The following is a 15,205-nucleotide window of genomic DNA, read 5'->3' as shown; positions in this document are numbered from 1 at the left end:
TGCAACCCAGCTGGACTCCTTCGCATGGCGGCCAATTCCGGACCGATCCGCTACAGCCTCGTCATTCCCGTCTTCAACGAGGAAGCCGTACTGCCGATATTGTTGCGCCGGCTCGACTTCCTGCTGTCCCGGCTCGACGGGCCGGCAGAGGCGATTTTCGTCGACGACGGCAGCAGCGATTCCAGCTCGATCGTGCTACAGGCACTCGCTGTGCGCGACGCCCGCTTTCGCTATATCGGCCTGTCGCGGAATTTCGGCCATCAAGTCGCCATCACCGCCGGCATGGACGCCGCGCAGGGCGACGCGATCATCGTCATGGACGCCGATCTGCAGGATCCGCCCGAAGTGATCGAGCAATTGATCGCAAAATGGCAGGAAGGCAACGACGTCGTCCACGCCCGCCGCCTGTCGCGCGAGGGAGAGAGCCGATTCAAGCGCGCGACCGCACACCTGTTCTACCGGCTGCTCGGCAAGATGTCCTCCGTCGGCATCCCCGCCGACGTCGGCGACTTCCGCCTGATCGATCGCAAGGTGCTGGACGCGCTCAGGCAGATGCCGGAGCAGGATCGCTTCGTACGCGGCATGATCGCCTGGCTCGGCTTCCGCCAGGCCGAGGTCACGTTCCATCGCCTCGAGCGCGCCGCGGGCGAGACCAAGTACCCCCTGTTCAAGATGATCCGGCTCGCGGTGAACGCCGCGCTCGGCTTTTCCGATCTGCCCTTGCGCCTGGCGATCTGGTGCGGATTGACCGTCTCGGCATTCGCACTGCTCTACGGCGGCTGGGTCGTCGTGATGTGGCTGAGCAACGACGCTCATCTCGTGACCGGCTGGTCCTCGACCATCGTCCTCCTCTCGCTGTTGTGTGGAATGAACATGCTGATGACGGGGATCGTGGGCCTTTACGTCGGCCGCATCCATGCCGAAGTAAAGCGCCGTCCACTGTACGTGGTCCAGAAGCGAGCCGGCTTCGATCGCAACGAGGCGGCGACTGCACCCGCGAAACACGCAATCAACGAGTGATCTGCTGCAATCACCTCGGACGTGAGGCCAACACCTGGTCTTCGATGATGCTGCCGAGCTGTTGTTACTGCATCTCTCGGCGCTTGTGGACGACCGCCACATCGTCGCTGTACACGCGCTGCCAGTGCGGCAACCGGTCAAGCATCGCTGTGGCGGGCGTATTCGGTGCGAGCAGCGTCGCGCTGATCTTGTAGTCGTCGAGCAGCTTGAGAAAATCTGCGAGGTCAATCAGCGCCAGGGCGCGATTGTAGCGTTCGATGAACGGTCCGCCGAACAGTTCCGCGCGGCCGTCGATGAAGGTCGGGATGCCGGCAAAGACCAAATAGCCGCCGAAGGAATAATCGTTGAGCAGCGGCCCCGCCTTGGCGAGGTCGGCACGGGCGACGGCCGCCTCGGGGGTGATGAGGGGAGCCGGCCGGATGTCGCGCGCCAGCGCCAATCCACTCATCGCGGCCAAGATGCCGAATGCCGCCAGGTTCAAGCCGCGCGAGGAGCGGTCGGTCTCGTTCCCGCTCGGCCCGCCGAACCTCCGGGCCAGCGGGGCCGCGAGGTAGAGCGGCGCCAGCATGGCCAGCAGATCCGCATTGCGCATCTGCGCCAGCGCGAAATGGAGCAAGCCGATCACCACCAGGGTCCGCACGACCGGCAGCGTGACACCGCGCGAGAGCGCGAAGATGCCCCCCAGCAACAGCAGCTCGAAGCCGCCGATGCGGCTGAAATCCTGCGGCCGCCATTCCGCGATCCAGGCGAGCGCGGGACCGAGGCCGAGTGTCGTGATCGGCATCAGCAGCGGTTCCGGCCCATGCGGCGTCAGGCAGGATGCGGCGACGGCAAGCAGTGTGAATGGCACCCAGCGCAGCAGCACGCGTGGCCATTGGCTTCGCTCCTCGCGCAGCAGCGCCTCGAGCACCACGGGTCCAATCAAGCCAAGCGCCAGCACTCCGCTGCCGTGCAGATTGCCCCACACGACCAGCAGCGGCAGGGCCCAGTATGGTGGCGGCCTGCCATGATCCATGCAACGCACCAGGGCAGCCGCCCAGATCACCATGATGGGCATCACGAGCACGTGTGGCCGCGCCAACATGTGCGGCGCCGTCAGGATGACGGCCGCGATCACCATGATCAGCGTCTGGGTCGGCGACAGCTCGCGCAGCAGGAAGTATGTGAGCAGACCAAAGGCGAGTGCGATCGCCGCGGCCGCGACGACGACGACGCCGGACCAGCCGGACAGGACGTAGGCTCCGGCATAGATGACTTCCGACAGCCATTCGAACGTGATCCAAGGCGCGCCATGCTTCGAAAACGAAAATGGATCACTCGTCGGCAGGGTCCCATGCGCCATGATCCAGCGCCCGAGCTCGACGTGAGAATAGCTGTCGGGATCTCCGAGCAGCTTCGGGCCGACGGCCAGCAACACAGCGTAGACGGCGAGCCCCACAGACCAAGGGAGCGCTGCACGCGCCGAAAACGGTTGAACCGCGCTGGAGACGACCTGATCAGTCATGGCGGGCCAAGCTAGGCCTTAATTGTTAAGGTGTTCTTTAATGTTTCACCGATCGCGCGTGCGGAAGCGAGAGAACCGCCATCGCAACGCCCGGGCCCTCCGCCGAAACGCCACGCGGGCGCTATCGCACGAGATCGATCAGGAGCAACCCGGCGCTTGTGAACAGTCCTGCGATCGGCACCCAAATGGGCACGAAGAACACGCCGGCGGGAGGCTTGGATTCTCTCGTCTTGATGCGAAGAAGCGCCAGGTTGACCAGGACGAAGATCCCGAGCGTCAGGCGCGAGGTCCATTCGGCCAATCCGGTCAAGGGAATGCCGAGGGCGAGGATCAGGATGGCGCCCACGCCGAAGAGGGTTGCAACCACCGGCGCGCCGCTTCTGGCGTTCACACGGGCCAGAAAGGCCGGAAGGCTGCCTTGGTCCGCAAGCCCGTACAGCACACGTCCGATCATCAGCATGTGAACGATGATCCCGTTGACCGTCGCAACGATCGCGATGACGCTCAATACCGAGAGGGGAAGACCGGTCAACCGCTGAAAGACAAGTGCAAGCGGAGCCGAGGCGTGCGCGAGCTCGGCCGGGGGCACCGCGACCACCGCGACCCAGACGACGATCATGTAGAGGAGCGCCGTCACGCCGAGGGTGATGAAGAGCGCCCAAGGCAGCGTTTGGGACGGATTCTTCATTTCCTCGGAGATGTTCACGAGGTGCTCGAACCCGATGAACGCAAACACGGCGAGCAGCGACGTCTGTGCGATCCCGGTCCACGCTGCTTTATCGCTCAGGGGAGCCAACAGTTCGGGCAGCCGGGAGACCAGGGCGTCGCCCTCAAACAGCCCGGCTCCGACAATGAGGACCAATCCTCCGATCTCCACGACCGTCATCAAGCCGGCGAAGCTGATGGACTGAACCGCGGACAGGCAGGCGATCGCTCCCATCGCGAGCACAACGCCGGCGATGATCCAGCTGGCAGGCAGCGGCAGGAACACGCTGATGTAGCCGGCGCTCCCCACGGTGATGGTCGCGCCCGAAATCGTCGCTGCAGCCACCACGAGCAACCCTGTGGCACCGCTGAGCCATTTTCGATGAAACGCGGCCTGGACATAGGCGGCCTCGCTCGCCGCGACCGGCAGTCGCGTGCCCAGTTCGGCAAAGCTCCCGGCCGTCACGCCCATCACGACCGCGGCAACGAGGAACGCCAGAGGTGCATGCATTCCGCTCCGGGCAGCGGCCGCGCCCACCAGGACGTAGATGCCGGCGCCGATCGTCACGCCGAGCCCATAGAGGACCGCGTGCGTGAGCGTCAGCGATCTGACCAGTTTCGTAGACCCGAGCGGCGCCACCTCCTGCATCACCAAGCGTCAATGCGAAAACAGGATCGGCACCGGCGGCTTGGACAGCAGGCCCCTGGTCGCGCCGCCGAGCACGAATTCCCGCCACCTCGGCGTTCCGTACGCGCCCATCACGAGGACGTCGATGCCGTGGGACAGCACGTAAGATGTGAGGACCTCGTCGATCGGCTTGCTCTCGGCATCGATCTCATCCAGCACGACCTCGATGCCGTGACGAGCCAGGTTCTTCGCCAGTTCTCGGCCGGAATGTCTGGAATCCAGGGGCTTTTCGTTGGTGACAGTCACGACGCGTACACTTCTTGCGCTTTCAAGCAAAGGAAGTGCGTCGGAAACCGCTCGCGCAGCGGTGCGGCTGAAGTCCCAAGCCACGCAGATGGCATCGAGCCGCAACGGACGCGACCGCGGGCCGGTGGGCAGGATCAGCGTCGGCCTGCCGGATTCGAAGATCACCTCCTCGGCGTACCCCAGATCATGGGAGTCCGGCACCGCCATGATCGTGAGATCCCGAAGCCTTGCATAGTCAACCAGCAGCGCGGCCTCGCTGGCGGTTGCACAGTGCTCGAAGATGGTCTCATGCCGGACGCCGGATCTGTCGGCGGAGGCTTCGAATGCGGCAAGCAGGGCTTTCGCATTCTCGCGGCTCTTGGCGGCCTCGCGCGCAATAAGCGCGGGTATGTCCAGGATGACATCCCCGAGCAGGCTTGCGCGCACCTCCGCATGGACCTCGCAGGAAATGGCTGCGAGGTGCGCCCCCAGGGTGGCGGCCACCGAGACGGCATCGTCGATCACTGAAACCGGCGTCGGCTCCGGGTAGCTCGCCAGGGTCAACAGAACATCCTTGAAAGCCATGTGTGCCTCCTTTGACGAGTCGGAACCTAACGCCGTCGAGATGCTCCTTCTTGACCCACCGCAACCGATTCAACCGGATGGCTGTGGCAAAACGGCCCAGGCTCGAACGATGGCGCCGGAACAGAACGCTCTGGTTCGGCGGCGCCTGCCTTGCGGGAGGGCCAGCGCAATGCGAGCTCGCGAAGGCGCGCTCGGACAATAAAAAACGCGGCGTTACCGCCGCGTTTTTCGATTCTCAGCTGCCGCTTGGAATTACGCCTGCGGCTGCGGCTCGAGGCCGGGATCCGGATCGGGACGCGGGCGCGGCTTGCCGGCCGGGGGCACGGCGGAGGCGCGCGGTGTGGTCGGCTCGAGCACGGACTCGCGGTTCGGCTTCTTGCCCTTGAGCAGGTCGACGATCTCGTCGCCGGTCAGCGTCTCGAACTCGAGCAGGCCCTTGGCCAGCGTCTCGAGATCGGCGCGCTTCTCGGTGAGGATGCGCGTCGCCTCCTTGTAGCCTTCCTCGACCAGACGCTTGATCTCGGAATCGATCTTCTGGACGGTGGCTTCGGAGGCGTTCTGCGTGCGCGACACCGACATGCCGAGGAAGACCTCGTCCTGGTTCTCGCCATAGGAGACGGTGCCGAGCTCTTCCGACAGGCCCCAGCGCGTCACCATCATGCGGGCCAGGCGCGTGGCCTGCTCGATGTCGGACGCCGCGCCCGAGGTCACCTTCTCGCGGCCGAAGATCAGCTCTTCGGCGACGCGGCCGCCCATCATGATGGCGAGGCGCGAGGTCATCTGCTCCAGCGACATCGACAGCTTGTCGCGCTCGGGCAGCTGCATGACCATGCCGAGCGCACGGCCGCGCGGGATGATGGTCGCCTTGTGGATCGGATCGGTCGCGGGCACGTTGAGGCCGACGATGGCGTGGCCGCCCTCGTGGTAGGCCGTGAGCAACTTCTCTTCCTCGGTCATGACGAGCGACTTGCGCTCGGCGCCCATCATCACCTTGTCCTTGGCCTCCTCGAACTCGGCCTGCGTCACCATCCGCTTGTTGCGGCGGGCGGCGGTCAAAGCGGCCTCGTTGACGAGGTTCATCAGGTCGGCGCCGGAGAAGCCCGGGGTGCCGCGCGCGATGGTCTTGAGATTGATATCGGGCGCCAGCGGAACCTTGCGAACATGCACCTTCAGGATCTGCTCGCGGCCGACGACGTCGGGGTTCGGCACCACGACCTGACGGTCGAAGCGGCCCGGACGCAGCAGCGCGGGATCGAGCACGTCGGGACGGTTGGTGGCGGCGATCAGGATCACGCCCTCGTTGGCCTCGAAGCCGTCCATCTCGACCAGCAGCTGGTTCAGCGTCTGCTCGCGCTCGTCATTGCCGCCGCCGAGACCGGCGCCACGGTGACGACCGACGGCATCGATTTCGTCGATGAAGATGATGCAGGGCGCATTCTTCTTGGCCTGCTCGAACATGTCGCGGACGCGGCTCGCGCCGACGCCGACGAACATCTCGACGAAGTCGGAACCGGAGATGGTGAAGAACGGCACGTTGGCTTCGCCCGCGACCGCACGCGCGATCAGGGTCTTACCGGTGCCGGGAGGGCCGACCAGCAGCACGCCGCGCGGAATGCGGCCGCCGAGGCGCTGGAATTTGCCGGGGTCGCGCAGGAACTCCACGATCTCCTGCAGGTCCTGCTTGGCCTCGTCGACGCCGGCGACGTCCTCGAAGGTGACGCGGCCATGGGCCTCCGTCAGCATCTTCGCACGCGACTTGCCGAAGCCCATCGCCTTGCCGGCGCCGCCCTGCATCTGCCGCGACAAGAAGATCCAGACGCCGATCAGCGCGATGAAGGGCAGCCAGGAGACCAAGAGCGAGACGAACCACGGCACGTTGTCGCCAGGCGGCTTCGCAGTGATCTGCACCTTGCTGTCATAGAGGCGCTTCACCAGCGTCGGGTCGTTCGGCGCGTAAGTCTGGAAGCTGGAGCCGTTGGTGAAGGTGCCGTGGATGTCCGGCCCCTGGATCACGACGTCGCGCACATTGCCGCGGTCAACTTCGCTCAGCAGCTGCGAGAAGGCGATGTCCTGCGAGGAGGCCCGCTGACCCGGATTCTGGAAGAGCGTGAACAACGCCAACAGCAGCAAGACAATGATGACCCAGAGGGCGAAATTGCGCAGATTGGCGTTCATCGATCTTCCTTCGTGGTCGCGCGGATCGCGGCCGTGATCCTTGGGCAGTTGATTTGGTCAATGCGAGGAAATCCCAAGGAATCCTCATCGTTAGACGGATACAATTTAGGTGCCGCCCCGGTCGCTGCCAAGGGAACGAGATGGGACTATTTATCCCATCTTAGCGCGATTCCCGCTGAAATCATGGCGTCCGAACCCGGGTTTTTCCTGCCTGGTTAAGGTGGCCTGACGGCACGGACGCGAATTGACCGGTGTCATGATCCGCTCTCGTCGCGCTCATCTGCCCTTGCGCCGCCGGGCCGGCGCCGGCGCGATCTGGATACGCCCGCCGGCAAGGCTGATCAAGGCTCCCGCGAGGGTCTGCTTCAGAACCGGCCGGCCATTTGCGGCTGCACCGGGGCCGGCGATCGCCCGATCAAGCACCGACATCAGGGTTTCGACCTTGCCGAGTTCCGCCGGCCCTTCATGGCCGAGCGCGTTGATGGCCCGCAGCAGGAGCCGCAGCCGCACCTCCTCCGGCAGGGCGGCAAAGGTCGCGGCCTCGAAGCTCCTGACACTCGCCTGCGGCGCATCGCCGCGATCCCGCAGGCGGAGGAAGCGCTCGGCGCCGTCGGCAAGCACCTCGACCGCCGCATTGGCCCGCGCCAGCCTTGCCGCGAGCCGCGCCAGATTTCTGGCGTCGCCGCCCTCGGCCGCGAGGAGCGGCAGCAGCGCGCGCAGCCGCGGCCGTGTGTAGGCGGTGTCCCGGTTGGTGGGATCCTCGGCAAAGCCGATCCTCGCCCGCCGCAAGGTCGCGATCAGCTGCGATTTCGGAACGTCGAGCAACGGACGCGCCAGCACGATTCCGTCGCGCTCGGTGAATGGAGCCATGGCCGAGAGTCCGGCAAGTCCGCTGCCGCGGAACAGGCGCATCAACAGGGTCTCGGCCTGGTCGTCGCGGGTGTGTGCCGTCAGCACATGGCTCGCGCCGGCGGCACGGGCGGCCTGTGCGAGCAGGCGGTAACGGGCCTCGCGCGCGGCGGCAGGCAGCCCCGTCTTCGGCTTTTCACCGCGCCAGCGCAAGGTCCGGTGCGGCAATCCGAGCGCCGCGGCGAGCCGCTTGACCTCGCGCGCCTCACGGGCGGCCTCCGGGCGCAGGCCGTGATCAATCGTGACGACCGTGATTTGCGGGCCTCGCGCGAGGCTGCGCTGCCAGCGCGCTGCAAGCCACATCAGCGCAACCGAGTCGGGCCCGCCGGAGACCGCGAGCACCAGCGCCGGGGCATCTCTCAGGCCCGCGAAGAGCCGCCTCGCCTCGCGCGCCGAGATCGGTGAATCGTCGTCGTCTGACATGACGCTGCAATCATCCGCGGATTGACCGAATGTTTAGCGCAACGCCATCCGCTTTGTCAGCGGATCAGCACTTCACCCGCTTCTGCTCGCGATCGACGGCGGCTTTGACGCCGGCGGAGGCGCGGGGATATTTGCGGCCGATCTCGCCGAAGGCGGCGCAGGCGGCCTCCTTCTCCTTCAGCGCGGCGAGCGACTGGCCGAGCCGCAGCAGCGCATCCGGCGCCTTGGCCGATTTCTCGTATTTGGTGGTGACGGCGAGGAACGCTTCGGCGGAATCGCGATATTGCTGGCGCTGGAAATAGCTCTCGCCTAGCCAGTATTGCGCGTCGCCGACCAGCGGGTCGCTCGGAAATTTCTGCGTGAAGTTCTTCATGGTCTGCTCGGCCAGCGCGTAGTCCTTGCGCTGCATGTAGCCGATGCCGAGGTCGAACTCGTCGCGGGGCGTCGCCGACGGCGGCAGGGTGGCCAAAGCAGCGCCACCGGCCGGTGCGGGATAACCCGATTGTGCCGGCGGATAGCCGGGCTGCGCGGCCGGCGGCACACCTTGTTGGTAGCGCGGGCTGGTGTTGGCGAGATCGAGCGGCTCGCCCGCATTGCGGCCGCCGCCAGGCGTGACCGCCGGCATCGGCTGCTGCCCGCCGCCGAGTGCGCGCGGCGCGCCGGGTGCATTCGGGTTCTGGTTGGGGTCGAAGGCATCGCCGCGGCGGCGTGTGCCGGGAGCGCCGGGCGCCGGCTGCTCCTGAACGATCGGCGCGGGCGCTGCGATCTGCGGCTGCTCGTAGCTCGGCTGCGCGGCTTGGCTCGGCTGCGCGGCCTGCTGTTGCGGGGGCTGGCGATATCCGGGCGCGACCTGCCCCGGTGCAATCTGGCTCGGTGCGATCTGCGCGGGCGGCATCGCCGCGACGTTTGGTGCCTGCCCGGGCGCCCCTTGCGCGCCGCCCTCGAGCGCCCGCAGGCGCTCTTCGAGCTGGCGGTTGCGATATTGCAGCTCCTCGTTCTGGCCGGTGAGCTGGCGCAGCCGGTTCTCCAGCCGCTCGATCCGCATCTCCGGGTCGACATCATCCGACTGCCCGTAGACCGATTGCGCAAGCGCGGGCGAGCACAAAGAGAGCAGCGCGGCGGTCGCCGCGGTACCGGTAAAAGCCTTAAATCTGGATGACATCTTGCCCTGACGACGAAAGCGAAATGGCCTGCGACGGAACCCTCGACGCGCCACACATTGAAGTGGAGTACGCCAAAAATGTGACTGATACCAAGGGGTTTTCAGTCACAGAATGCTGAAACGAAACCGGCGCCCGAGAGGGCGCCGGCATCATCCAATTGCAAAGCTGAACGGGGCCTGACTGACCACCGGGGACCTGACCGAGCGTCAGGAGCTGGCGTTCAGGACAGTGACGGCGCGGCGGTTCTGCGACCAGCAGGAGATGTCGTTACAGACGGCGACCGGCCGTTCCTTGCCGTAGGAGATCGTGCGCATGCGGTTCGGGTCGATGCCGCGCGAGGCGAGGAACGAACGGACCGACTGGGCACGGCGGGCGCCGAGCGCGATGTTGTATTCGCGGGTGCCGCGCTCGTCGGCATGACCTTCGATGGTGAAGGAGTAGCGCGGATAGGTCTGCAGCCACTGCGCCTGCTTCTCCAGGGTCACGATCGCCTGCGGGGTCAGATCGGTCTGGTCGCTTTCGAAGAACACGCGGTCGCCGACGTTGACGACGAAGTCCTGCTGGCTGCCGGGCGTCGCCGCATTGGCCATCGCATCCGTCGCGGCATTCTTGTTGGCGCAGGCGCCCATCGACAGCGCGACGGCGAGCACCGCGGCCAGCTTCAATCCCTGGAGGATACGCATAGGATGTCTCATTCCGGAGCCTCCACGCTCACGTTAGTCCACTGCTGTCCGGTCTACAGGGGGTTGGTTAAGCGAACGTTCCGTCAACCTTGACGGAACCTTGCCTCAGCCGGTCAAATGCCCCCAACCAGCGAAAAGCAAACGTCATGGTTAATGGGTTGTAAATGTGGCGCGAGGGTGAAGGCAAGCCGCGTCGGCCGGCAAAAGAGCCGGCACTTGCTGGAATTTTGGGCCGAAATGACCGGGGAGCGCCCGCCTAGACCGAACCGAGCGCTTGAGAGGCCACGTCCAGGGTCCGCGGCGTGGTGAGCAGAATCGGCCGCGTGGCGGCCTGCCGGGGGATGCTGCGTTCAAACAGCATGCGCCGCTCGAACGCGCTGGAGCGCATGATCGGAAAGCGCGCGAGCACCTTGTCCCGCTGCCGCCGGACGTCGGTCGCCATCAGGACCGCCTTCTTGGTGGGCCAGCCCGGAAAGCCCCGCGGCTCCGGCGAAATGGTCTCGTGCAGGAAGATGCGGCGGTAGAACGCCTGATGATCGGTCCGGATCATGGCAAGGCCGGTGTCGGCGTTGAAATGATCGCACGCGACAAAGGCGAGCCGGACGGTCAAATAGGGCAGCTCGGGAAAGCGGTGGTGCTTGTCGGGATCTGCAACGAGCCGGCACGGATCGACAAAAACCTCGCCGCGATCGAGGCGGGGATGCAGGATGTCGCCGAACACCTCGGTGGTATAGGACATCCGCCATTCCGACGTCAGCAGATGGATGCGGACGGAGCTGCAAAGCTCTCCGTCAACGTAGACCCCGAAATTCCAGGTGTTGGGCGTTTCGTCGAAACGATCGCTGACGCGCAGCGAAGGTGATGGCTCGATCAGACCGGCCTGCAGATAGGCGCGGTAGCGCATCAGATACAGGTTGTCCTTGTCCTCGGGCGTTTCGATGAGCCGATAATCGATGCGGTCAAACAACGCGGCGCCTCGTGGAAGGAGCGCCGTGTTCGGTTCGGCTCCGGACTTCATCTGCAACCTCTGACTCCAAGCAACTTCCACGAGTAGCCAGACCTTAATGGTTCCTTAACGGAATTGCAAAGCTATAGAATCGTTAGGGTTAACCTTTGCGAGCCCGCAAGACTACGGTGCACACGGGAGCCGATTGCGAGAGTGGAGCTGCCGGGAAGGGATCGGGCCTATCGCGACGACACAAGGGCGAGCTGGTCGTCGGGCACGCGACGACCATGCGAGGCGTTGAGCAATTGCCGGATCCGCACCGCCGGTACGGGCCGGCTGAACAGGTAGCCCTGCCCTTCGGTCACGGTGCCGTCGGCGCTGATCAGCTCGAGCTGCTCGTTGGTCTCGATGCCTTCGACCACCACGGCCATGCCGAGGTCGGCGGACAGCCGCGCGACACCGCGCAGCAGCGTCAGCGGCCGGTCGGAATCGATGCCTTCGAGGAAGGAGCGATCGATCTTCACCTTCTGCATCGGGAAATTGTGCAGGTAGCTGAGGCTGGAATAGCCGGTGCCGAAATCGTCGAGCGAGATGCGCACGCCGAGCGCATGCAATTGCGACAGGATGTCGTGGGTGAGCTGGGTGTTGCGCAGCAGCGAGGACTCGGTGATCTCGATCTCCAGACGATGCGCCGGCAGGCCCGACACTTCGAGCGCGTAGCGGATTTCGCTCAGGACGTCGCGCTGGTGGAATTGTTGCGGCGAGAAATTAACGGCGACGCTGACACCCTCCGGCCACTTCATGCATTCCATGCAGGCGCGGCGCAGGATCCAGCGGCCGAGATCGACGATCAGGCCCATGTCCTCGGCGACCGGGATGATGTCGACCGGCGAGACCGTGCCGCGCACCGGATGATTCCAGCGCAGCAGCGCTTCGCAGGTGGTGATCTTGCCGGACCTCAGATTGACCAGCGGCTGGAAGAACAGCTCGAATTCCTCGTTGGCGAGCGCCTTGCGCAGGTCGAGCTCGAGGATGCGGCGCGCCTCGACGGTCGCGGCCATCTCGTCGCGGAAGAAACAATAGGTGCCGCGGCCGTCGGCTTTGGCGCGGTACAGCGCCATGTCGGCGTTCTTGAGCAGCGTGTCGGCGCTGGTGCCCTCCGGCGAGGTCAGCGCGATGCCGACGCTGGCGCCGATCTCGACCAGATGATTGTCGATGCGGTACCGCTCGCTCAACCGCTCGACGATGCGGCGGGCGAGTGCCGCGGCATCCTCGGGCGACGTGAGGTTCTGCTGGAACACGACGAACTCGTCGCCGCCGAACCGGGCGACGAAATCCTCGGGGCGCAGCATCTCGCGCAGGCGGTTGGCGACGGCGCACAGGAGCTGGTCGCCGCAGGGATGGCCCAGCGTGTCGTTGACCTGCTTGAACTGGTCGAGGTCGATGAACAGCAGCGCGGAGAGCTGCGCCGCATCGTGGGAGACAGCCAGCAGGTGCTCGATCTGGTCGCGGAAGTTGACCCTGTTCGGCAACGCCGTCAGGTCGTCGTATCGCGCAAGATGGGTGATCTTGGCCTCGGCGTTGCGCCGCTCGGTGATGTCCTCGAGCAGCAGCACCGCCCCTCCGTCCGCCATCGGCTGAACGGTCCAGCACAGCGACCGATTTCGCTCCAGGTTCGCCTCGGCGGTGATGATCTCCTTCTCCCGCGAACTTTCGATGCCGGCGACGATATGCTCGCCGTCCGCGCTCGAGATGGATCTTGCCTGCACGCATGCCGCGATGATGTCGCGCGCGCTGGCGCCGCTCCGAGGCAGATGGTCGGGCAGGTTCATCATCGCCGCGAAGCGGTGATTCATCACCGCGAGCTGGCCATCGCGATGGAACATGCAAAGACCGTGCGGCATGTTGTTGAGGGCGGTATCGAACTGGCCCGCAAGTGCGGCTTCGCGCTCGCGCGCCACCACGGCGCCCATGAAGATCCGGTGCAAGTTGACCGAGAGCTGCATGATCGCCAGCAGGAAGGCCGCGCTCACAACGGCCATCGCGATGTAGTAGGGCGTGCCGCGCCACGCCAATGCCAACACCGCCGGGGCGAAAATGAGCAGCGCCTGCAGATGGAAGATCGACGGTCGTCCGTACGCCCTTCCCGCTCCCCCTGCGGCAATGCCTGTCGTGACCGACAGGGCAATCATATGCGCGACCGCGTCGTCGGTGGCGAGCAGAGTCGTGCCGCACCAGATGCCGATCGCCGCGGCCTGGATCTTCGCGCCGATCTGATACCGCGCCTGCCAGCGTTTGGCCGCCTCGGCGGTCACGCTCGACTTGCGTCCCTGATAGCGACGCAAATCGATCGCCCGCACCGTTCCGGCCAAGACGAGCAGCGCCACGCACGCCCAAATCAGGGGCTCACCTGTCTTCAGCGCAGTCAGCGCAGCACCGATCGACACGAAGATGAGACCGGCCAGCAGCGGTCCGGGCGCTTCAAAGAGCGAATCGATCTGCGCCGCCGGATTGACCGGCGGCGGCTGCCCCTGCTCTCCGCTCTGGCTTGCGAACTGCATTTTGATTTGTACGCGCGTCCTGTTCAGCGCGTAGTCTTACCCAGCCGAGATGAAGCTTTTCTGAGGGAACATCGTTAAAGTCGGGTTGTTTTTCGGCAATAGCGAAATTATTTCCGCTGCAATATCAAGCAGGTAGGCAAGCCTTGCCGGACGCAAGGTGAAGGAAGTGTTGCCGTTCACGGCAAACTCGGAAAAAATCGGCGCGGTTTTTCGAAAACATCGCGCGTCTGAACGCGCGATGTTTCAACTGCGCCGTGGTCAGCCCGAGGTCGAGGACAACAGTGGCGACCATGCCGGGTCCGAGGCAAAACCCGGCGTCGGCACTTTCAATTCGTTGCGGCCGGAGATGTCGACCGAGTACAGCGACGGCCCGCCATTGCCGCCGGGATCGCGGAAGAACATCAGCACGCGGCCGTTCGGCGAGAAGGTCGGGCCTTCGTTGTGAAAGCCGGAGGTGAGCAGCCGCTCGCCCGAGCCGTCGGGCTTCATGACGCCGATCGCGAACTGCCCGCCGCCCTGCCGGGTGAAGGCGATGTAGTCGCCCTTCGGCGACCACACCGGCGTCGAATAGCTGGCGTTGGTGTCATCCTTGGAGAAGGAGATGCGCTGCGCCTGTCCGCCGCCCGCACTCATCACGTAGATCTGCGACCTGCCGCCACGATCGGACTCGAAGCAGATGCGGCTGCCATCGGGCGAATAGGACGGCGAGGTGTCGATCGCCGGCGTGTCGGTGAGACGCGTGGTCGAGCGCGAGCGCAGATCCATCACGAACAGGTTGGAATTGCCGCCCTGCTGCAGGCTCATGATGACGCGCTGGCCGTCCGGCGAGAAGCGCGGCGCGAAGGTCATGCCGGGGAAGTTGCCGACGATCTCGCGCTGGCCGGTCTCGATGTTGTAGAGATAGACCTTCGGATCGCCCTGGCCGAACTCCATGTAGGTGATCTCTTGCGAGTTCGGCGAGAAGCGCGGGGTCAGCACGAGATCGGAGCCGCGGGTCAGATAGCGCACATTGGCGCCGTCCTGATCCATGATCGCGAGCCGCTTGACGCGGCGCTCCTTCGGCCCGGTCTCGTCCACGAACACGACGCGGCTGTCGAAATAGCCCTTCTCGCCGGTCAATTTCTCATAGATCTGATCGGAGATGATGTGCGCGATGCGGCGCCAATATTCCGGCGAGGTGAAATATTGCTGGCCGGTGAGCTGCTGGCCGGAGAGGACGTCCCACAGGCGGAATTCGGCCTTCAGGCGGCCGTCCGGCTGCCGCGTCATGCGGCCGGTGACCAGAGCCTGCGCGTTGATGGTCTTCCAGTTCTCGAATTGCGGCGCGACGTCGATGTTGCTGATGCGCTCAATGAAGGCGGCCTGGTCGATCGGCGCGAACAGGCCCGAGCGCTTCAGGTTGTTGGTGATGACCTGCGTGACACCGTTAGCGACGTCGCTGTCGGAGGGCGAGCCGGGCACGAAGTTGCTGATCGCGATCGAGATGGGCTGAAATCCGCCGGGACTGACTTGAAGTCGCCCCTGCGCTGTCGCGGCGCCTCCGGCCAGCAGGGTGACTGACGATCCCGCGGCCGCGATGAATCCACGTCGCGTCAGAAATGGCATCTTGTTCACCTGA

12 protein-coding genes are annotated in these 15,205 nt (G+C 65.2%); 1 reads left to right on the top strand and 11 read right to left on the bottom strand.

Annotated features, from left to right (window positions below):
* The first annotated feature begins 24 nt into the window (after window positions 1-24).
* Complete coding sequence (locus GA0061099_RS12260) at window positions 25-1,020, top strand: glycosyltransferase family 2 protein (protein WP_036021887.1); 996 nt, start codon at window positions 25-27, stop codon at window positions 1,018-1,020.
* A gap of 64 nt (window positions 1,021-1,084) precedes the next feature.
* Here the strand turns inward: GA0061099_RS12260 and GA0061099_RS12255 are convergent, their stop codons facing one another.
* From GA0061099_RS12255 to tolB, 11 genes are all read right to left on the bottom strand, one after another.
* Entirely contained in the window at window positions 1,085-2,524 is a 1,440-nt protein-coding gene (locus tag GA0061099_RS12255; protein ID WP_036021885.1) for a hypothetical protein, read from the bottom strand.
* A gap of 121 nt (window positions 2,525-2,645) precedes the next feature.
* Window positions 2,646-3,878 (bottom strand): APC family permease, encoded by a 1,233-nt coding sequence (locus GA0061099_RS12250; protein ID WP_036021882.1) that lies wholly within the window; start codon window positions 3,876-3,878, stop codon window positions 2,646-2,648.
* Between the two features lie 9 nt (window positions 3,879-3,887).
* Entirely contained in the window at window positions 3,888-4,727 is an 840-nt protein-coding gene (locus GA0061099_RS12245) for a universal stress protein (RefSeq protein ID WP_074447702.1), read from the bottom strand.
* A 252-nt stretch (window positions 4,728-4,979) separates the two neighbouring features.
* Window positions 4,980-6,902: an ATP-dependent zinc metalloprotease FtsH gene (gene ftsH, locus GA0061099_RS12240; RefSeq protein WP_035998585.1), complete on the bottom strand. Its 1,923-nt coding sequence runs from the start codon at window positions 6,900-6,902 to the stop codon at window positions 4,980-4,982.
* Window positions 6,903-7,178: 276 nt separating this feature from the next.
* Window positions 7,179-8,234 (bottom strand): tRNA lysidine(34) synthetase TilS, encoded by a 1,056-nt coding sequence (gene tilS, locus GA0061099_RS12235; protein WP_035998583.1) that lies wholly within the window; start codon window positions 8,232-8,234, stop codon window positions 7,179-7,181.
* A 64-nt stretch (window positions 8,235-8,298) separates the two neighbouring features.
* Window positions 8,299-9,396 (bottom strand): tol-pal system protein YbgF, encoded by a 1,098-nt coding sequence (ybgF, locus tag GA0061099_RS12230; RefSeq protein ID WP_074447701.1) that lies wholly within the window; start codon window positions 9,394-9,396, stop codon window positions 8,299-8,301.
* A 207-nt stretch (window positions 9,397-9,603) separates the two neighbouring features.
* The gene (gene pal / locus GA0061099_RS12225; RefSeq protein WP_035998574.1) at window positions 9,604-10,092 is read right to left on the bottom strand and encodes a peptidoglycan-associated lipoprotein Pal; all 489 of its coding nucleotides are present in this window, start codon (window positions 10,090-10,092) and stop codon (window positions 9,604-9,606) included.
* A 244-nt stretch (window positions 10,093-10,336) separates the two neighbouring features.
* Window positions 10,337-11,098 carry an N-acyl amino acid synthase FeeM domain-containing protein gene (locus tag GA0061099_RS12220; RefSeq protein WP_035998571.1) on the bottom strand — a complete coding sequence of 254 codons (762 nt, stop codon included), beginning with the start codon at window positions 11,096-11,098 and terminating at the stop codon, window positions 10,337-10,339.
* Between the two features lie 167 nt (window positions 11,099-11,265).
* Window positions 11,266-13,587: a putative bifunctional diguanylate cyclase/phosphodiesterase gene (locus tag GA0061099_RS12215; RefSeq protein WP_036021865.1), complete on the bottom strand. Its 2,322-nt coding sequence runs from the start codon at window positions 13,585-13,587 to the stop codon at window positions 11,266-11,268.
* A 36-nt stretch (window positions 13,588-13,623) separates the two neighbouring features.
* Window positions 13,624-13,767 (bottom strand): hypothetical protein, encoded by a 144-nt coding sequence (locus GA0061099_RS41090; RefSeq protein WP_157783954.1) that lies wholly within the window; start codon window positions 13,765-13,767, stop codon window positions 13,624-13,626.
* Between the two features lie 78 nt (window positions 13,768-13,845).
* Entirely contained in the window at window positions 13,846-15,192 is a 1,347-nt protein-coding gene (gene tolB, locus GA0061099_RS12210) for a Tol-Pal system beta propeller repeat protein TolB (RefSeq protein WP_225112957.1), read from the bottom strand.
* Between the last annotated feature and the right edge of the window lie 13 nt (window positions 15,193-15,205).

Source organism: Bradyrhizobium yuanmingense (assembly GCF_900094575.1).
Taxonomy (GTDB): domain Bacteria; phylum Pseudomonadota; class Alphaproteobacteria; order Rhizobiales; family Xanthobacteraceae; genus Bradyrhizobium; species Bradyrhizobium yuanmingense.
This window is presented reverse-complemented; position numbering and strand designations above follow the sequence as displayed.